The organism is Shewanella sp. MR-4, from assembly GCF_000014685.1.
Taxonomy (GTDB): Bacteria; Pseudomonadota; Gammaproteobacteria; order Enterobacterales; family Shewanellaceae; genus Shewanella.
The window spans coordinates 4427544-4447797 of the sequence record NC_008321.1 but is presented as its reverse complement, the minus strand read 5'-3'; the positions used below and the strand labels follow the sequence as shown (position 1 = coordinate 4447797).

The window sequence follows — 20254 nt, the reverse complement described above, 5'->3', positions numbered from 1 at the left end:
TAGGTTAGGCTTTGCTAACTTGGCAAAGGCTGGACTTAGTTTCTTGCATCTGAGTCACAACGTCATAGCCGTAAGTTAGAATGGTGTTAGCCGATTCACCTTGTACATAAGGTACTGTACCTTCAGGGTAATTCTTCGCGAGGTTTTCACCTTCAAAGATACCGGCGAAGTGGTATGGCATAAAACATTCACCCGGAACAACCCGTGGTGTCACCATTGCCTTCACTGTGATCTTGGCGCCTTCAGGACCATGAACAAAGACATTGTCACCGTCACGGATACCACGGTCAGCAGCGTCTGCCGGGTTCATTTCGATGAACATTTCCTGTTGTAGCTCGGCCAACCAAGGGTTAGAACGAGATTCTTCACCACCACCTTCGTATTCCACCAAACGACCAGAGGTCAGTGTCAGTGGGAAGCCTTGGGTGAAGTCCTTATCCTGAATTGACTTATACAGGGTCGGTAGGCGGGCAACCATACGGTCTTCGTAGGTTGGGTACTTAGCGACTAAGTCACGACGAGGAGTGTAGAGTGGCTCGCGGTGCAGCGGGATATCGTCTGGGAAAGTCCACACGATACAACGCGCTTTTGCGTTACCGAAAGGAATACAGCCGTGTTTGATGGCAACACGTTGGATACCACCAGAAATATCTGTTTTCCAATTTTTGCCTTCGGCGTATTTTTTCTCTTCTTCAGTTAAATCATCCCACCAACCCAATTGCTTGAGCATGTCGGCGGTAAACTCAGGATAACCATCTTGAATTTCACTGCCTTTGGAGAATGAACCGTCGGCGAGAATATTCACACCATTGTGTTCAACACCATAACGGGCGCGGAAGTTACCACCACCGTCTTTCACTTCTTTGGATTGATCGTAAAGGATTTGGGTACCAGGGTGTTTCATCTCTGGAGTACCCCAACATGGCCAAGGTAAGCCGTAGACTTCACCTTTAGCTGGGCCGCCCGGTGCGGTCAGGCTGTTAACATCGAAAGTGCCCCAGTTTTCTTGGTGCATTTTCAGACGTTCTGGGCTCTGGCCTGTGTAACCGACGGTCCACATGCCTTTGTTGAATTCGCGGGTCACGTCTTCAATCAATGGCTCTTCACCATTCACTTGGATGTGCTTACAGAATTCTTTTTCGATACCCAGCTTTTTCGCCAGTTTGTACATAATGACGTGGTCAGGCAGAGACTCAAACAGCGGCTCGATCACTTTAGAGCGCCATTGAATCGAACGGTTAGTGGCAGACACTGAGCCGTAGGTTTCAAATTGAGTCGACGCAGGGAGCAGATACACCCCATCTTTACGCTGGTGCATAACACCGGCCATGGTTGGGATTGGGTCGACAACAACCACAGTATCTAACTTGTTCAGTGCTTCACGTACTTCGCGGCCACGGGTTTCGGTGTTGACAGATTGACCCCAGAAGAACGCCAGACGGATGTTGTCCTTTTGCGCGATCTTGGTTTTATCTTCTAGTACACCATCGTGCCAGCGAGAGCAGGGAATACCCGTTGAGGTTTGAGGTGTTTGACCTAGGTACTCGCCTTGGTCGAAACGGCCTGCAACCCATTTTGGATCTAAGTCCCAAACGTTAGACCAGTGAGCCCAAGCGCCAGAAGTTAAACCGTAGTAACCGGGTAAGTTGTCGAATAACAGACCAAAGTCAGTCGCGCCTTGCACGTTATCATGACCACGGAAAATGTTAGTACCGCCGCCTGATACGCCCATGTTGCCCAGCGCTAACTGTAAAATACAGTATGAACGGGTGTTGGCGTTACCGACGTGGTGCTGAGTACCGCCCATACACCATACGATAGTGCCAGGTTTGGTTTCGGCTAACATTTTAGCGATACGGTACATTTGCGCCTTAGGCACGCCAGCAACGTTTTCGACTTCTTCAGGCGTATATTTTTTCACTTCATCGCGAATACGTTCCATGCCGTAAACACGTTGCTTGATGAACTCTTTATCTTCCCAGCCGTTTTCAAAAATGTGCCATAACAGACCATAGATGAAGGGGATATCGGTACCTGGGCGGATATGCACGTACTCGTCAGACTTAGCTGCAGTACGGGTGAAACGTGGATCAACAACGATAATCTTAGCGCCGCGCTCTTTTGCCACCAAAATGTGTTGCATGGCGACTGGGTGCGCTTCACTTGGGTTTGAACCCACAAACATGACGCACTTAGAGTTGCGGATATCGTTCAACGAGTTGGTTTGCGCACCGTAGCCCCAAGTGTTAGCAACACCGGCTACCGTGGTAGAGTGACAAATACGGGCTGAGTGGTCGACGTTGTTTGTGCCCCACAGTGCCGCGAGTTTACGATATAAATAGGCTTGTTCGTTAGAGAACTTAGCGCTACCCATAAAGTAGATAGAGTCAGGACCCGATTCTTGACGAATCGCAGTCATTTTATCACCCACTTCATTGATGGCTTGATCCCAAGAGATCTTCTTCCACTTACCGCCTTCTAACTTCATTGGGTATTTCAGGCGTTTCTCACCGTGGCCGTGTTCACGCAGTGCAGCCCCTTTCGCGCAGTGGCCGCCTTGGTTAAATGGATGATCGAACGCGGGTTCTTGACCTGTCCACACACCGTTTTGCACTTCAGCATAGATACCACAACCCACAGCGCAGTGAGAGCAAATAGTACGTTTGACTTCAGTCGGTGCATTATGGGGGATATGTTCCTGCGCCTGTGCTTTACGCATCATGCCTGTGCCAAGCATAGACGCGGCGGCGATACCACCAGTGGCAAGACCTGCAGATTTTAAGAATTGGCGACGATTGAGACCGAGGGCGGGCACTTTTGGCTCGACGACTTGGTCTGTTTTGCGGGTTAATCGCATCACACACACTCCTCTGGTTAGTTGTTCAACGACGCATAGTAGTTACGGATATGGTCGGTTTCGCGATAGTTGTCACTCTTAGTTTCGCTTGGGGCAACTGTTGGGGTCGCAGCCAGAGCTTGGCTACTGACAGTCGCAACCGCGCCAGCCGCACTGCCGAGTGCCAATGCTTTGAGCAATTGACGACGGCCCATGTCGGAAGCTTGCTTCTTCATAGTGTCTCCTTGTGTTACTGGGTGAGGTGATGCATACCACGACCACCTCGGTTACTGTGGAAGCCTAAGCTTCCTTTTTGTGGCAAAGGTGAACCTTAAGTCCACCTTTGCCTATCAAACTCACGCGCGATAGGCACAGGTATGTGCATCGCTAACCCTGTTAAGCTTAGTTCATTAATTCCACTTGTTTTTCTAAATCGCTAGCCGCAGGTTGTAACTCGGCACTGCCAGGGCAATTAACGGGTATATCTAAACTGAGCTGTTCAAACTCGGCGGCTTCCATCTCAAAAAACGCCTTAGCAAGATGGGCAACCGTGGCATAAAACGCAGCGCTCGGGGCTTTGCTGACGGCGTCGCAGAAGCGCTGAATCCAGCTGCCCATGTGGCGTTGATAGAACGCCAGCTGACGGTAGCCTGGAGCTTCAAGAATAAGCGTACCCATGACTTCGCACAGGGCGGCCACATGATCCTCGGGTTCTTTGACGTTTTCTTCACGTTCAAAACCGAGTTGCATTAAGTCTTGGCGTAGCAGAGCCAAGGGCTTATCCATCAGTGAGCCTGTCATAAACCAGCTGCCATAGGGCAGGATTTCGCCACAACCCACACCGAGGAACAGGGCAAAATACTCATCTTCTAATTGTTCACTGCTGAACTGCTGCGCCGCTAATTGCAGGGATAACCAAGCCTTGGTCATCTCATTGTCTTCATTGGCATCGATTTCAAGATTGGCCAAAAATTGCAGCAGTTCAGGGCTTGGATGGCGACGCAACAGGGCGGCCAACAGTTGATAGATATCGGCTCTCAACTGATCGTTTTCTGATACTTGTCTTACTGATTCGGTCATAGCGGATCTCTTATCGCAGTTGCTTTTCAGGATCTTGAAGAATGTCTTCAAACATGTCTTTTACCCGGCAATCGCCACACATTTTCAGTCGTTCAATATTGGCTGAGAATGCGCTGTGCGCGCCGACCATATCCAGCATCCGATGCACCATAGATTGGGTCGCAAAAGGAGAGCCGCAGCGAATACATTCGAACGGGGCTTCTTCTTTCAGGGTTTGTAATTGCTGACGAGCAGCTTTATCAAAGTTAATTTGTGGCGTCAGGCTGATGACCTTTTCAGGGCAAGCCGCCTCACACAAGCCACATTGCACACAGTTTTGCTCAATAAAGTGTAGTGCAGGTTTGTCACCACCATCTTGCAATGCCATGGTGGGGCAAATCGCCACGCAGGACATACACAGAGTACATTTCTCAACATTGACGCTGACGTTGCCATAGGGAACGTTGTTGATACTTAAACAGCTATCGATTTCGCCTGCCTGGCTGTTCAGATGGTCAATCGCATCAAACAGAGTGTTACGTTTGCTGGTGGACGCAAAAGCGCCGGGCACAATTACTGGCCAATCGAGGCTGATGTCGAGCATTGGCTCCAAATTCGCCAGCATGCTTGGATCGATAAGACTTAGGCGCTGTGGTTGGCCCATTTCATCTAAAATGCTGTTAGCTAAAGTTAATTCACCTTTCAACATTTGCGTGAGCGTGGGAGCGGTTGCCTCGGTATTGAGGATTAACACTTGGCGAGCGCCCCAAGCTAGCGCTGCTAACCAATGGTCAATGCTGGCAACGGTGATTTCTTCGAGGGCGACTGGGAGCACATCCCCAGCTAAGTCGTCACCTATCAAGCTCGCGCCAACCGCATTGTCATGGAACAGGATCACGGGCGCAGTTTGGGCTTGCTCACGGTAACGATTGATAATTTTATTCAGGTACGAATGCAGCGCCTGTGGCGTGGGTAAGTCATAACCAATGGCACCCGTTGGGCAAGCGCTTGAGCAGCTGCCAGCACCGTGACACAGGTAAGGATCGACCTCGATTTTCTTGGCGACACTGCTTATCGCATCGGCTGGGCAGAAGTTGAGGCAACGATTACAGCCGTTGATGCCATTACGGTCATGGGCGCACAGGTCGGCATTGATTTTGACGTAACGGGGTTTATCAAATTGGCCCACCAGTTCTGGGAGTTGTTCCAGCGCATCAGCCAGTTTGGCTTGGTCTTGACCGACATAGAAATAACCTGGTGGCAGCATCTCTAAATTCAAGCAAGGTGTGCTGCTTAAATCGAGAATCAAGTCGAAATGAGGTTTACGAATGGCGACAACACTCAATTCCGCCGCGCCATCTTGATGCTCAACGCTGACCTGGAATTGACCTAAAAATCCTTTAATGCCAATGAGTTTGTTATAGTAGCTTTCGACATCCGTCGCCGCAGCCATCACCTTTTCAAGGTGCGCTTCATCTTGGCTGGTAATCGCTTCGTTAGCCAAAATCACACGGCTCGCCATAGTGGACAATTTGTCCGCCGCGAGGCGTGCCAGATCCTCTGGGCCAATAATTAGCACTGTGCCTTCAGTGGTGTAGCTCACTGTTGGCGGGATCAGATTCTGTAAAATCTGCGTTTGGGCTAACACATTTTGCCGCGCTTGTTTTAGCGCAAGCTGGGTTTGATTGGTCATCAAATGAGTGCTCACATTGCGTTCCTGAACAGTACTTTGGCTGCTCTTTTATAGCTGTTTTGCTGCAGATTTAGGCGGTGGTTGGAGACTAAGTCCTTGCCTTTTCTGCTTTTATCTAAGTTTTTATTCCTTAGTACAGCAATTCACATACCAAAGTTATGGACATAAAAATTAGCTAAACTGACATTAAACAACTGGCTTTTGCATCTGAGCTAAGGGCTCTGGTGCATTTTGGGGTAGGTCATCAGTCTCCCCTTCCAAATTGTCCGCAATTTGCGTGTTTGCTAATTCGGTTTCGACATCACTGTTTTTTGATTCCATTGCATTTTCTGTATTGACCACCGCTTCGCTGGGGATTGAGGTCGGCTCTTCGTCTGACTCTTCATTCTCTTTGGTGATAAAACGGAATACTTTTTGGGCTAACTCAGCGGATACCTCAGGCGTCAGCTTTGGCTGATTACTGTAGTCGAGCGCATATTCCAAAAGACCATCTATCTCATTGAAATGGGGCTGTTTCCATAATGCGCGTAGCGCTGCTGTTTTGGCCGCGGGGTCAACATTGTCTCCCATAAACTTAGCAAAGCTGCCGCCAATCTCAATTTCTTCGGGATTGGGCAATTCCTCTGCGGTGATGAGACGGTTCGGATCCTCATCGGTTTTTGGGGGAGCATCTTGAGGTTCAGAAGTCGGCGTGGCAGAGGCCGCCGTGGTCTCAGGCTTTACTTCTGCAAGATTTTCGGCCGTAGTTTGGGCTGCAAGTGCGGCTTCTTCGGCTGCGACTTGCTCGCGGCGTTGGTTCCAACGGCTAAAGATGCCGTTAGCCTTAGGGGTTGAGTCAGCCATTAGTCCCTCCGTAATGGATCGCGGCTAGGGCCTTGATTTTTACGGTGGTCGACGTGTTTTCGACGATAGGCGGCGATTTCAACTTCGCCGTATTGGGTGATAAAAGCTTCAATCCAGCAGGCGATAGCCTCTGGCATCAGCATATTGATAACGGGAGTGTTGCCCTCAAGGCAGCCTGCTGCCACGTTCTGATCCGCCGAGAGTAACGCGGGTACCCAAGTACCATCTGCCTTTTCATCGCAGACTAAGTACAGCATGGCATTGTCCATATCGAGGTTGATGCGGTAACTGGCGCGCTCATCTTTATGCAGTTCGAGCAGGACTAAGGTTGCGCCTTCGGGGGCTTCGTGGGTGGCGGGCAGTAGATGATCGATTTCCCATTGTACCGAGGTCCAACGACCTATTTGTTTCTCTACTTTTTTGAGTGAAACGTACATAGGCCAAACACTAGTGGTATGTTGCATTGTCTCTCCGTTTCAGCCGAGAGGGGCGAACCTAAGCTAACGGTTCCCTTTCCCCTACAGATTGCGATAAAAGGTCACTGCAATATTAATGCCATTAAACATAGGGTATTTGTTTGAGGTGGATCATCAAAATAAGGGTGGATTTAGGACATTTTGTCTAGTTGGTCATTTCGTCTGGGACATTTAAGCCCAGCGGGATATTCATAATTGCGACGGATCACGCATTTTGCCCAGAGTTTCATGCCTAGGTATAAATATTGCTATGCTGATGCCATCACTCGTAAAGCGGTAACATTATGATTTCTGATAATAGTTCTAATATTGCTCAGCAAATGCAGTCCAATGACAATCCGTCGCAGCCCAAGCGAGCCTTCACCTTTGTGAAAACTCAGGCAGAAGTGCCACTCACTATAGCGGTTAAAGCAGTGGATGAATCGGGTGAAGTGATTGATAAGCATGTTGCCTGCGAGAGGCCCTTAACGGTTTATCTGAACTGGCGCCCGATTGTGACTTTGATGACCTTAGGAGCAAAACCCGAGTCGCTCGCGTTAGGCTATCTTAAAAATCAGGGCTTTATTTCAGATGTCAGCCAGTTAGACTCTGTAATTGTCGACTGGGATGTGAACTCCGCCGCCGTATTAACCCGTGAACAAACTGCCGATATTGAGCAAAAATTATCGGAAAAAACCGTGACCTCAGGCTGTGGTCAAGGAACTGTATATGGCAGTTTTATGCAGGATTTAGATGATATCCAGCTACCCACTCCTAGCCTTAAGCAAAGTACGCTCTACAGTTTGCTTAAAAATATCAACGAATATAATGACACTTATAAGAATGCCGGCGCCGTTCATGGCTGTGGTGTTTGCGAGAACGACCAGATCCTTGCCTTTGTGGAAGATGTGGGGCGCCACAATGCCGTGGATACCTTAGCGGGTGATATGTGGTTGGCACAGGATCGGGGCGATAACAAAATTTTCTACACTACGGGACGACTCACCTCGGAGATGGTGATTAAGGTCGCCAAAATGGGGATCCCCGTACTGCTGTCGCGTAGTGGCGTGACACAAATGGGTTTGGAGCTGGCTCAACAGCTGGGCATCACTATTATTGCCCGAGCGAAAGGGCGCCACTTTTTGATCTATCACGGTAGTGAAAATCTCGAATTTGATGTGAATACCCCATCAGGCAACTAATGCCGAGATAAATGGTATTGCTTGAACTCAGAGAGACAGGACGATAAGGACATAAGATGACATCCGCCAGTGAATTGATTTACATGAGCGCGAAACAGGTTGCTGAGTATTTAGATCTGAACGAGAAGAAGGTCTACGCCATGGCGAATGACCGAATTCTGCCAGCAACGAAAATCACCGGTAAATGGCTATTCCCTAAGGTGCTAATTGATCGCTGGGTGATGGACTCTTGCCACAGCGGCATGTTAACTGATCGACTCTTGATCACTGGCAGCGATGATCCTCTGCTTTCTATGTTGGTCGCACGCTTAATGGCGCAGGTTGGTAGTCGTGAGCTGATCAGCTACAGCGCAACAGGCTCGCGCCTCGGGTTAGAGCTATTAGCAAAGGGATATGCTGATGTTTGTACTCTACACTGGGGCAGCATGGAGGATAGAAATATCCGCCATCCAGCCTTACTCAAAGGGTATCAGAACCATCAGCAATGGATCATGGTCCATGGCTATTCCCGTCAGCAAGGTTTGATCATGCGAACCGATATGCACCACAGATGCCAAGAAGAGGACAAGGTACTCACCTTACCCTGGCGCTGGGTCAGTCGCCAAGGTGGCGCAGGGAGCCAACAACATTTAGAACAATGGCTATTAAAGCAAGGAGCACGTTTAGACCAACTCAATGTGGTGCTAACAGCCTATAGCGAACGTGAACTTGCGGGATATATAGCACGTGGAGATGCCGATATTGGTTTTGGTTGCCAATCCGTTGCCTTGGAAAGTGGCTTAAGCTTTGTGCCGCTCGTCAAAGAGTCCTTCGATTTTGTTATGCCGCAAAGCATTTACTTCCGTAGGCAGCTGCAACAGCTCTTTACTATGTTAAGCAGCGGGCATACACGTCAAATGGCGGCGTTGTTAGGTGGATACGACCTTACCGATTGCGGCCAGTTATTGTGGAGTGCTAACTAACACCACAAGTAAGCCGCGTTGCACGGCCTTATACTTATATGTCGCTATATAAGTATAAGGTCGCCACTTCCTCTATTTGTTCTTCAATTCTAATTGCCGAATGTCATCTTTATTCCTTTTTTGCTTCAGCGGTACGTTTTAATCGAGTGATGAACTACGCTAATTAATGATTTTGATGGCATGCAGTGGTGATAAATGCAGCGGCTGTGGATAACTTTGGGAATAAGCAGTGGGTAGTATGTGTCTAGCTTGGGTGTAAAAAGGTATTTGAAAAATAATGCAAAAAACTTGAAAAAAGCCCTTGCACAAAAAGTTCTGCTGCCTATAATGCGCATCCACTGACACGGCAGACAGCGAAAGCAACCGCGGTATCAGTGCGAATCGAATGCAAAATGTGCAGTTGATTCGAAAGCCTCAAGAAGTTTGCAAAAACGCCTTGACGCGACAAGGGAAATGCGTAGAATACGCAGCCCTGACCCGCTGAGCGGTAGCGCGAAGTGAATGGTCAAATGCTCTTTAACAATCTAAACAAGAAATCTGTGTGGACACTCACAGGTGTTGAGTTAATCGAAATTACTCTGCCGTTTGGCGAGTAATCAAAATTTACATCAATGAATGAGTGTTCATAGCAATATGTACAACGACTTATTAAGTTAAGTCGATTCAGAATTCATTGAGCCGTTTCTTCGGAAACACAAAACTTTTAATTGAAGAGTTTGATCATGGCTCAGATTGAACGCTGGCGGCAGGCCTAACACATGCAAGTCGAGCGGCAGCACAAGGGAGTTTACTCCTGAGGTGGCGAGCGGCGGACGGGTGAGTAATGCCTAGGGATCTGCCCAGTCGAGGGGGATAACAGTTGGAAACGACTGCTAATACCGCATACGCCCTACGGGGGAAAGAGGGGGACTTTCGGGCCTCTCGCGATTGGATGAACCTAGGTGGGATTAGCTAGTTGGTGAGGTAATGGCTCACCAAGGCGACGATCCCTAGCTGTTCTGAGAGGATGATCAGCCACACTGGGACTGAGACACGGCCCAGACTCCTACGGGAGGCAGCAGTGGGGAATATTGCACAATGGGGGAAACCCTGATGCAGCCATGCCGCGTGTGTGAAGAAGGCCTTCGGGTTGTAAAGCACTTTCAGTAGGGAGGAAAGGGTAAGTCTTAATACGGCTTATCTGTGACGTTACCTACAGAAGAAGGACCGGCTAACTCCGTGCCAGCAGCCGCGGTAATACGGAGGGTCCAAGCGTTAATCGGAATTACTGGGCGTAAAGCGTGCGCAGGCGGTTTGTTAAGCGAGATGTGAAAGCCCCGGGCTCAACCTGGGAATTGCATTTCGAACTGGCAAACTAGAGTCTTGTAGAGGGGGGTAGAATTCCAGGTGTAGCGGTGAAATGCGTAGAGATCTGGAGGAATACCGGTGGCGAAGGCGGCCCCCTGGACAAAGACTGACGCTCAGGCACGAAAGCGTGGGGAGCAAACAGGATTAGATACCCTGGTAGTCCACGCCGTAAACGATGTCTACTCGGAGTTTGGTGTCTTGAACACTGGGCTCTCAAGCTAACGCATTAAGTAGACCGCCTGGGGAGTACGGCCGCAAGGTTAAAACTCAAATGAATTGACGGGGGCCCGCACAAGCGGTGGAGCATGTGGTTTAATTCGATGCAACGCGAAGAACCTTACCTACTCTTGACATCCAGAGAATTCGCTAGAGATAGCTTAGTGCCTTCGGGAACTCTGAGACAGGTGCTGCATGGCTGTCGTCAGCTCGTGTTGTGAAATGTTGGGTTAAGTCCCGCAACGAGCGCAACCCCTATCCTTATTTGCCAGCGCGTAATGGCGGGAACTCTAGGGAGACTGCCGGTGATAAACCGGAGGAAGGTGGGGACGACGTCAAGTCATCATGGCCCTTACGAGTAGGGCTACACACGTGCTACAATGGCGAGTACAGAGGGTTGCAAAGCCGCGAGGTGGAGCTAATCTCACAAAGCTCGTCGTAGTCCGGATTGGAGTCTGCAACTCGACTCCATGAAGTCGGAATCGCTAGTAATCGTGGATCAGAATGCCACGGTGAATACGTTCCCGGGCCTTGTACACACCGCCCGTCACACCATGGGAGTGGGCTGCAAAAGAAGTGGGTAGCTTAACCTTCGGGAGGGCGCTCACCACTTTGTGGTTCATGACTGGGGTGAAGTCGTAACAAGGTAGCCCTAGGGGAACCTGGGGCTGGATCACCTCCTTACCTATACGACTAACTCGATGTTTGTTGAGTGTTCACACAGATGGCTTGTTGAACTTCTCGAAAGAGGAGGGAGAGCGAAATGCGCCGCGTGCCGGTAAGCATTGTTCTTTAACAATTTGGAAAGCTGATAGTAATTAATGCAATGATGTCTGTCGTTGTGTTAATACGAAAAAATTGAGTTCTTAAAACACTTTTTAAGTGTCTTGAATATTCAAGTCTAAGGCGAGTCCATCTTCTTGGTCGAAGATGAGACAAGTAAAACCAGCTGGTCGCAACGACGCAAGTGATGTGAAACTCATTTGGGTTGTATGGTTAAGCGACTAAGCGTATACGGTGGATGCCTTGGCAGTCAGAGGCGATGAAGGACGTAGTAACTTGCGAAAAGCGTTGGCGAGCTAGTAACAAGCATTTGAGCTAACGATGTCCGAATGGGGGAACCCAGCAGCATAAGCTGTTATCACTGCATGAATACATAGTGTAGTGAGGCAAACGAGGGGAACTGAAACATCTAAGTACCCTTAGGAAAAGAAATCAACCGAGATTCCCCTAGTAGCGGCGAGCGAACGGGGATTAGCCCTTAAGTCAGAGGGGTGTTAGTGGAATGGTCTGGAAAGTCCAGCGGCACAGGGTGATAGCCCCGTACACGAAAACTAACCTTTGATGAAAACGAGTAAGGCGGGACACGTGATATCCTGTTTGAATATGGGGGGACCATCCTCCAAGGCTAAATACTCCTGACTGACCGATAGTGAACCAGTACCGTGAGGGAAAGGCGAAAAGAACCCCTGTGAGGGGAGTGAAATAGAACCTGAAACCGTATACGTACAAGCAGTGGGAGCGGTACTTGAGACCGTGACTGCGTACCTTTTGTATAATGGGTCAGCGACTTACGTTTTGTAGCGAGGTTAAGCGAATAGCGGAGCCGTAGGGAAACCGAGTGTTAACTGCGCGTTTAGTTGCAAGGCGTAGACCCGAAACCCGGTGATCTAGCCATGGGCAGGTTGAAGGTTGAGTAACATCAACTGGAGGACCGAACCGACTAATGTTGAAAAATTAGCGGATGACTTGTGGCTGGGGGTGAAAGGCCAATCAAACCGGGAGATATCTGGTTCTCCTCGAAAGCTATTTAGGTAGCGCCTCGGACGAACACCTTTGGGGGTAGAGCACTGTTAAGGCTAGGGGGTCATCCCGACTTACCAACCCTTTGCAAACTCCGAATACCAAAGAGTGCTATCCGGGAGACAGACGGCGGGTGCTAACGTCCGTCGTCAAAAGGGAAACAACCCAGACCGTCAGCTAAGGTCCCAAAGTGTATGTTAAGTGGGAAACGATGTGGGAAGGCTTAGACAGCTAGGATGTTGGCTTAGAAGCAGCCATCATTTAAAGAAAGCGTAATAGCTCACTAGTCGAGTCGGCCTGCGCGGAAGATGTAACGGGGCTAAACATACCACCGAAGCTACGGGTGCAATCCATTAGGGTTGCGCGGTAGAGGAGCGTTCTGTAAGCCGTTGAAGGTGAAGGGGTAACCCACGCTGGAGGTATCAGAAGTGCGAATGCTGACATGAGTAACGATAAAGGGGGTGAAAAACCCCCTCGCCGAAAGACCAAGGGTTCCTGTCCAACGTTAATCGGGGCAGGGTGAGTCGACCCCTAAGGCGAGGCCGAAAGGCGTAGTCGATGGGAAACAGATTAATATTTCTGTACTTCCGCTAACTGCGATGGAGAGACGGAGAAGGCTAGGCTAGCGCGGCGTTGGTAGTCCGCGTTTAAGGTGGTAGGTGGGTGACTTAGGCAAATCCGGGTCACTATACACTGAGAGCTGATGACGAGTCCCCAAGGGGATGAAGTAGTTGATGCCATGCTTCCAGGAAAATCTTCTAAGCTTCAGGTTAGCGGGAATCGTACCCCAAACCGACACAGGTGGTCGGGTAGAGAATACCAAGGCGCTTGAGAGAACTCGGCTGAAGGAACTAGGCAAAATGGTACCGTAACTTCGGGAGAAGGTACGCTGCTGTTGGTGATGGGACTTGCTCCCTAAGCTGACGGCAGTCGCAGATACCAGGTGGCTGCAACTGTTTATCAAAAACACAGCACTGTGCAAAATCGCAAGATGACGTATACGGTGTGACGCCTGCCCGGTGCCGGAAGGTTAATTGATTGGGTTATCGCAAGAGAAGCTCATGATCGAAGCCCCGGTAAACGGCGGCCGTAACTATAACGGTCCTAAGGTAGCGAAATTCCTTGTCGGGTAAGTTCCGACCTGCACGAATGGCGTAATGATGGCCACGCTGTCTCCAGCCGAGACTCAGTGAAGTTGAAATTGCGGTGAAGATGCCGTATACCCGCGGCTAGACGGAAAGACCCCGTGAACCTTTACTATAGCTTGGCACTGAACATTGACCCTACATGTGTAGGATAGGTGGGAGACTTTGAAGTTGGAACGCTAGTTCTGATGGAGTCGTCCTTGAAATACCACCCTTGTAGTGTTGATGTTCTAACTTGGGCCCCTAATCGGGGTTAAGGACAGTGCCTGGTGGGTAGTTTGACTGGGGCGGTCTCCTCCCAAAGAGTAACGGAGGAGCACGAAGGTTGGCTAAGTACGGTCGGACATCGTACGGTTAGTGCAATGGCATAAGCCAGCTTAACTGCGAGACAGACACGTCGAGCAGGTACGAAAGTAGGTCATAGTGATCCGGTGGTTCTGAATGGAAGGGCCATCGCTCAACGGATAAAAGGTACTCCGGGGATAACAGGCTGATACCGCCCAAGAGTTCATATCGACGGCGGTGTTTGGCACCTCGATGTCGGCTCATCACATCCTGGGGCTGAAGTCGGTCCCAAGGGTATGGCTGTTCGCCATTTAAAGTGGTACGCGAGCTGGGTTCAGAACGTCGTGAGACAGTTCGGTCCCTATCTGCCGTGGGCGTTGGATGATTGAGGGGAGTTGCTCCTAGTACGAGAGGACCGGAGTGAACGAACCGCTGGTGTTCGGGTTGTCATGCCAATGGCATTGCCCGGTAGCTATGTTCGGAATCGATAACCGCTGAAAGCATCTAAGCGGGAAGCGAGCCCCAAGATGAGTCATCCCTTGGACTTTAAGTCCACTAAAGAGCCGTTCGAGACTAGGACGTTGATAGGTCAGGTGTGTAAGCGTTGTGAGGCGTTGAGCTAACTGATACTAATGACTCGAGAGGCTTAACCATACAACCCAGATGGGTTTTGCTAAGTAGTACTTAGACGAATACAAACACTTAAGAAGTGCAACTCAATACAGCTTTCTAAATTAACAAATAAAGGTTAATTACGCAGGTAATGGTACGGCAGACAAAGCCGTGACGAGCGAAGGGCGGAGTGTACGGTAGTACATGAGCACTGGAGTGAGGAAACAATGCCGTCAGACGTAGAATTAACCAGTAAGAATTTGCTTGGTGACAATAGCATTGTGGTCCCACCTGATCCCATCCCGAACTCAGAAGTGAAACGCAATCGCGCCGATGGTAGTGTGGGGTCTCCCCATGTGAGAGTAGGTCATCGCCAAGCGCCTAATTAAACGAAGAAGCCAGCTGAATAAGCTGGCTTTTTTGTTTTTAGCGTTTGCCATTTTTAGATTGTGATTTTGAAATCATTCATTCCAATTTTCAGCCTCTTTCACTCTCCCTCGCTAATGTGCGCTAAATAGCGACTTGTAGCCTTATTTTCTTCACGTTTCTGAGCCATACCTGCCGATGGCAACTCTTGCTATTACTTCAGAGGTTACTTACCTTATGCAGTAATTTATTGGGGTAGCTAAGGATCTATGATGAAGTTAGAGATGGTTTGCACTGGGGAAGAGGTGCTGTCGGGTCAGATTGTTGATACTAACGCGGCCTGGTTTGCCAGCACTATGATGGAGCATGGCATTGAGATCCAACGACGAGTGACTGTGGGTGATCGCCTCGAGGACTTAATTGCGGTTTTCCAAGAGCGTAGCTTGCATGCCGATGTCATTTTAGTGAATGGCGGCTTGGGGCCGACCAGTGATGATATGTCTGCCGAAGCAATGGCAAAGGCTAAGGGAGAGTCTCTGGTTGAGAATCGCGAGTGGCGTCAGCATTTAGAAGATTGGTTTACGCGTAATAACCGTGAGATGCCAGTCAGTAATTTGAAGCAGGCGATGCTGCCTGAGTCTGCGGTGATGGTGGATAACCCCGTCGGTACGGCCTGTGGATTTAGAGTGAAGTTGAATCGAGCCTGGTTATTCTTCACCCCTGGTGTGCCATTTGAACTCAAACATATGGTGAAGGAACAATTTATTCCTTTTATCCGTGAAGAGTTTGGCCTCGACGCTAAGGTGGCGCTGAAGAAGTTGCTGACCATAGGTCATGGTGAGTCTTCCCTTGCCGACAAAATCGAGCCATTGGAGTTGCCCGAGGGGATTACCATTGGTTATCGCTCCTCAATGCCGCATATTGAGATTAAGATCTTTGCCCGCGGTGAGAAGGCGATTGCTTTGCTGCCGCGGGTGACAGGGCACATTAAAATGGTGCTGGGTACTGCGGTTGTCGCCGAAGATAAAGCGACGCTTGCTGAGGAAATCCATGCGAAGTTACTGAATTCTGGCTTGACCTTGAGTGTTGCCGAGTCATGCACGGGCGGGATGATTACTAGTCAGTTAGTGGATTTCCCCGGCAGCTCTTCCTATTTGCAACACGGTCTGGTGACTTACAGTAACGAGTCTAAGGTGCGAGTGTTAGGGGTTAATCCTGCAACCTTAGACGATCACGGCGCAGTGTCTATTCCCACGGTCGAAGAAATGGCTAAGGGCGCGCGTGCTATCTTAGACAGTGATTTTGCCTTAGCGACAAGTGGAATAGCGGGACCAGATGGCGGAACCGAAGAGAAGCCCGTCGGTACAGTAGCAATTGCTTTGGCAACTCGCAGTGGCGTCTACAGCCAAATGATAAAACTGCCGCGACGCTCACGGGATTTAGTGCGTAGCTTAAGTGCGGCAGTGGCCTACGATATGTTAAGACGTGAATTACTCACAGAAGCTGTGATTGTGGATTATCAATCGATAGGGCGTTTCAGCAAGTAGCTCTTTGGATGCTGAAGGGTTTTAGTCAGTCTAGCTGGATTAACAAAAATGCTCCCGAGGGAGCATTTTTTATGGAGAATGGTTTGCAACACGAGCCGCTATTTTGTGAATTTAAGGACTAATTTGCCAGGGACGACTTGAATGCTCTCGGTCATCTTGGCCATCAGCGCTTGATTACTGTCTTTCGTATCGAGCACATAAACGGGCTGATTCTCGAGGAAATGCCTTAAGTAGCCCATAACCTGTGGCGTCGCACTACTGATGGCTTTCTCGATATCCTTAGGGGTTGATTCTACTTTCACCAATTCAAGCTGGCGCAGGTAGACGCTGTGGGTGGCACTGTCATACCAAGGCTTGGCCTCAAAGGTGGTTGAAAGCTGCGCCTTCAACTGAAAAATAGGATTAGTGATGGACACTTGAGTGGCCGCACTGACGCTCATAGTGTCAGGCTTTTCGCCGAGTCTGACACTGATGTCGTTAATGCGCACTTGCGCGCCCACGAGTTGATTACCTTGCTTCACCTCAAAGTGGATCTCTTTGCTGAGATACTGCTCCATTTCATGCTCGCTGATACTGTACTGCGTGACGCAGCCGCCAAGCAGTACAGATAATCCCAAGCAAAGGCTAAGCGTGAGTTTTTTCATTAACCTGTGTTTCTCATGCCCGCCGCGACACCAGCAATCGTCAGCATTAAGGCGAGTTGCACGTGTTCGGAAGCGGGAGCTTCGGTTGTTTCCTTACGAGTACGAGCCAATAACTCGGTCTGCAGGAAGTTTAATGGATCGATATAGGGATTTCGCAGTTTGACTGATTCGCGATTCCACGGTGTATGCGCCATTAAGGTATCCGATTTAGTCAGCTCCAGCACCACTTTAATACCGAGATCTAAACGCTGGCGTAAAGTTTCGCCTAAGTGGTGAAGATTGGGCGGAACTAAGCAGGTTTCATAGTAACGCGCCAAGTTAGGTTCAGCCTTGGCGTATACCATTTCCAGCATGGAAATCCGCGTGCTAAAGAAGGGCCATTCGCGCTCCATATCCTGTAGCAAGCCCATTTCGCCACGTTGGCAGGCAGCCTGCAATGCTTCACCAGCGCCGAGCCATGCTGGCAACATTAAGCGGTTTTGAGACCAAGCGAAAATCCAAGGAATGGCACGTAAGCTCTCGATACCGCCATCGACACGGCGTTTTGCCGGGCGACTACCTAATGGTAGTTTGCCCAGTTCAACCTCTGGAGTGGCTGCACGGAAATAAGGCACAAAATCAGGCTCTTCACGGACAATACCGCGGTAAGCACTCACTGACTCCTCAGCAATACGCTCCATACAATTGCGCCATTCCTGCTTAGGCTCGGGCGGCGGAAGCAAGGTCGCTTCTAACACCGCTGAGGTGTACAGGGCTAAGCTTTGCACCGCCAATTTAGGCAGGCCGAACTTAAAGCGGATCATCTCACCTTGTTCGGTAACGCGAATACGACCATCAACTGAGCCGAGCGGTTGCGACAGAATCGCTTTGTGAGCTGGGCCGCCGCCACGACCAATACTGCCACCACGACCATGGAACAGCGTCAGCTTAACGCCAGCCTGTTTACAGACGGCGACTAACTGCTCCTGTGCGCGATATTGCGCCCAAGCGGCCGCCATTACACCCGCGTCTTTGGCCGAGTCTGAATAACCGATCATCACCTCTTGCATACCTTTGGTGTAACCACGGTACCAGTCGATATCGAGCAGTGCGGTAATACACTCGGCGGCGTTATTTAAGTCGCTTAAGGTTTCAAAAAGCGGCACAACGCGCATTGGATGAGTGCAGCCGGTTTCTTTGAGCAGTAATAATACGGTTAATACATCTGAAGGCTTGCTCGCCATGGAAATCACATAGGAGCCCAACGCCTTCGCCGGATGTTTAGCAATTAAACGGCAAGTGTTAAGTACTTCGGCCACATCGGCAGAAGGTTGCCAGTTGCTTGGGATCAGCGGGCGACGGTTACTGAGTTCACGCAGCAAGAAGGCTTGTTTTTCGGTTTCATCCCAATGATTAAAGTCACCCATACCTAAATAGCGGGTTAACTCGGCAAGTACATCGCAGTGGCGGCCTGCGTCTTGGCGGATGTCGAGCCTTAACATATGGATGCCAAAACAAGCGAGACGGCGCAGAATGTCGAGGAGTAAACCATTAGCAATCAAACGCATGCCGCAATCACATAGACTCTTGTATAGCATCTCTAGCGGCGCTTTCAGATCGCTTTCTTGCCAAATCAGCGTCGATTTATCGACTTCTGGGTTATGGCCCTCGATGCGGGCGTTTAAGTAGTCGATGGTGTCGCGCAGTTTTTGTCTTAATGAACGCAGCACAAAACGATAGGGTTCGCAGCTATTGTTGGTATACGCCATCAGTTCGCTGTTGGCTTCTTCCATCGATAACTCGCCAACCAGCAACACTATATCCTTGAGGAATAAACGGGCGGCAGCATGGCGATTACGATCTAATACTTCTTGGGTGACTTTAGCGGTCACAAAAGGGTTGCCGTCGCGATCGCCACCCATCCAGCTTGAGAAGCGCACCGGTGCGATATCGATAGGTAATTGCTGGCCTGTGCGATCTTGTACTTGATCGTTGAGCTGCCTTAAAAAGTCGGGGACAGCATGCCAGAGGGATTCTTCAATGGTGGATAATCCCCAGCGGGCTTCGTCCACAGGTGTTGGGCGTTCACGGCGAATTTCATTGGTGTGCCAGATTTGGGCGATTAACTGACGCAGACGCAGATTAATTTGGCGGCGCTCTCTGTCCGACAGTTGATTGTTTTCTTGCTCGGCGAGGCAATCCACAATTGCTGCATATTTTTGGATCAGTGTGCGGCGAGAGATTTCCGTTGGATGCGCGGTGAGGACTAAGTCGATATCCAGCGTTTTTAAGCAATCCAACATTTTGGTTTGATCGATACGGCCATTAAGCATGCGGCCAAGCAACTGTTCGACCGGATCCGGTACGCAAACCAGCTCATCGCAGTTACGGCTAATAGTATGAAATTGTTCGGATAAGTTTGCTAAGTTGAGGAATTGGTTAAAGGCTTTAGCAAAAGGCACTAACTCTTCATCGGGGAGTGCGGTCAGCAGTTCTAGCATTTGCTCCCGTGCTGCTTCATCGCCACGGCGGGAATCTTTTGCGAGTTTACGAATTTGCTCAACCTTCTCGAGGAAAGAATCGCCGAGGTGGGTGCGCATCGTATCGCCCAAGATCTGCCCTAACATACTCACGTTCGATCTTAACGACGCATACATGTCGGTCACATTGTCTGCCACATTACCTGCCATAGTTACTCCGAATTGAAAAATATAAAAATCCGCAATATACCCAAACAACCTTTAGGTGATGAGAGTCTTCAGGTCGCTTGGGTATATAGCCCGCTAGCACAATACCCACCACTGAGGGCAATGGTCAACAGCAGAACTTATAACTTATACGACTGGCTTATCTTATATGCAACTAATCACGATAATTGTTGAAGAATATTCAATATAAATGCGAGCTAACGCAATATTTTATTATGTTTAGTGGAAGTGAATATGAACTGCATCATTTTCGGCTTTGCGGGTATGTGTATTCGGTGTTAATAAAAAGGACTGATTTTTCAGTCTTTCATCCATAGATAACTGAGTTATTAAGCAGTTAGTGAAGTATTGTGTTATTTGCTAAGCGTGCTCGAACGCAGATAAAAGACAAAATTTAATAAAAATATATATTCACATATATTGCATAAATAGATCTTTGTGGTAGTCTAGCCAGCAGTTGAGATGAGTCACCCCTTGTGACCTGTAGAGTAAATATCATGATGTATAGCGTTAAGCCGTCAGTGAATAAAATAACGACCCATTACGATTTCC

11 protein-coding genes and 3 rRNA genes are annotated in these 20254 nt (G+C 49.3%); 6 read left to right on the top strand and 8 right to left on the bottom strand.

From position 1 onward, the window contains the following. Positions 1-4: 4 nt before the first annotated feature. The 6 genes from SHEWMR4_RS19430 to SHEWMR4_RS19405 all read right to left on the bottom strand — a co-directional run bounded on the left by SHEWMR4_RS19430 (position 5) and on the right by SHEWMR4_RS19405 (position 6895). The gene (locus tag SHEWMR4_RS19430; protein WP_011624442.1) at positions 5-2857 is read right to left on the bottom strand and encodes a molybdopterin-dependent oxidoreductase; all 2853 of its coding nucleotides are present in this window, start codon (positions 2855-2857) and stop codon (positions 5-7) included. 17 nt (positions 2858-2874) lie between these two features. Continuing rightward, positions 2875-3072: a twin-arginine translocation signal domain-containing protein gene (locus tag SHEWMR4_RS19425; RefSeq protein WP_011624441.1), complete on the bottom strand. Its 198-nt coding sequence runs from the start codon at positions 3070-3072 to the stop codon at positions 2875-2877. 166 nt (positions 3073-3238) lie between these two features. Then, the gene (locus SHEWMR4_RS19420) at positions 3239-3916 is read right to left on the bottom strand and encodes a molecular chaperone (protein ID WP_011624440.1); all 678 of its coding nucleotides are present in this window, start codon (positions 3914-3916) and stop codon (positions 3239-3241) included. Between the two features lie 10 nt (positions 3917-3926). Beyond that, on the bottom strand, positions 3927-5588 hold the full coding sequence (locus tag SHEWMR4_RS19415; RefSeq protein ID WP_011624439.1) for a 4Fe-4S binding protein: 1662 nt from the start codon (positions 5586-5588) through the stop codon (positions 3927-3929). A 186-nt stretch (positions 5589-5774) separates the two neighbouring features. Next, positions 5775-6431 (bottom strand): DUF3306 domain-containing protein, encoded by a 657-nt coding sequence (locus SHEWMR4_RS19410; RefSeq protein WP_011624438.1) that lies wholly within the window; start codon positions 6429-6431, stop codon positions 5775-5777. Continuing rightward, positions 6431-6895 carry a DUF3305 domain-containing protein gene (locus SHEWMR4_RS19405; RefSeq protein WP_011624437.1) on the bottom strand — a complete coding sequence of 155 codons (465 nt, stop codon included), beginning with the start codon at positions 6893-6895 and terminating at the stop codon, positions 6431-6433. The genes SHEWMR4_RS19410 and SHEWMR4_RS19405 overlap by 1 nt, the downstream gene beginning before the upstream one ends. Before the next feature lie 296 nt (positions 6896-7191). Here SHEWMR4_RS19405 and SHEWMR4_RS19400 point away from each other — a divergent pair, with 296 nt between their 5' ends. The 6 genes from SHEWMR4_RS19400 (at position 7192) to SHEWMR4_RS19375 (ending at position 16371) form a co-directional block, all read left to right on the top strand. Beyond that, positions 7192-8088 carry a formate dehydrogenase accessory sulfurtransferase FdhD gene (locus SHEWMR4_RS19400; protein ID WP_011624436.1) on the top strand — a complete coding sequence of 299 codons (897 nt, stop codon included), beginning with the start codon at positions 7192-7194 and terminating at the stop codon, positions 8086-8088. A gap of 56 nt (positions 8089-8144) precedes the next feature. Next, entirely contained in the window at positions 8145-9050 is a 906-nt protein-coding gene (locus SHEWMR4_RS19395; protein ID WP_011624435.1) for a helix-turn-helix transcriptional regulator, read from the top strand. 704 nt (positions 9051-9754) lie between these two features. Then, positions 9755-11297: ribosomal RNA gene (locus tag SHEWMR4_RS19390) — 16S ribosomal RNA — on the top strand. Between the two features lie 310 nt (positions 11298-11607). Then, positions 11608-14500 (top strand): 23S ribosomal RNA (locus SHEWMR4_RS19385). 221 nt (positions 14501-14721) lie between these two features. Then, a 5S ribosomal RNA gene (rrf, locus tag SHEWMR4_RS19380) occupies positions 14722-14837 on the top strand. The 16S, 23S and 5S rRNA genes sit together here, the layout of an rRNA operon. 259 nt (positions 14838-15096) lie before the next feature. Continuing rightward, positions 15097-16371: a CinA family nicotinamide mononucleotide deamidase-related protein gene (locus SHEWMR4_RS19375; RefSeq protein ID WP_041408918.1), complete on the top strand. Its 1275-nt coding sequence runs from the start codon at positions 15097-15099 to the stop codon at positions 16369-16371. A gap of 98 nt (positions 16372-16469) precedes the next feature. Here the strand turns inward: SHEWMR4_RS19375 and SHEWMR4_RS19370 are convergent, their stop codons facing one another. Next, positions 16470-17015 (bottom strand): DUF1439 domain-containing protein, encoded by a 546-nt coding sequence (locus tag SHEWMR4_RS19370; protein ID WP_011624433.1) that lies wholly within the window; start codon positions 17013-17015, stop codon positions 16470-16472. Next, positions 17015-19684 carry a phosphoenolpyruvate carboxylase gene (ppc, locus tag SHEWMR4_RS19365; protein WP_011624432.1) on the bottom strand — a complete coding sequence of 890 codons (2670 nt, stop codon included), beginning with the start codon at positions 19682-19684 and terminating at the stop codon, positions 17015-17017. Before ppc ends, SHEWMR4_RS19370 begins: the two co-directional genes overlap by 1 nt. Between the last annotated feature and the right edge of the window lie 570 nt (positions 19685-20254).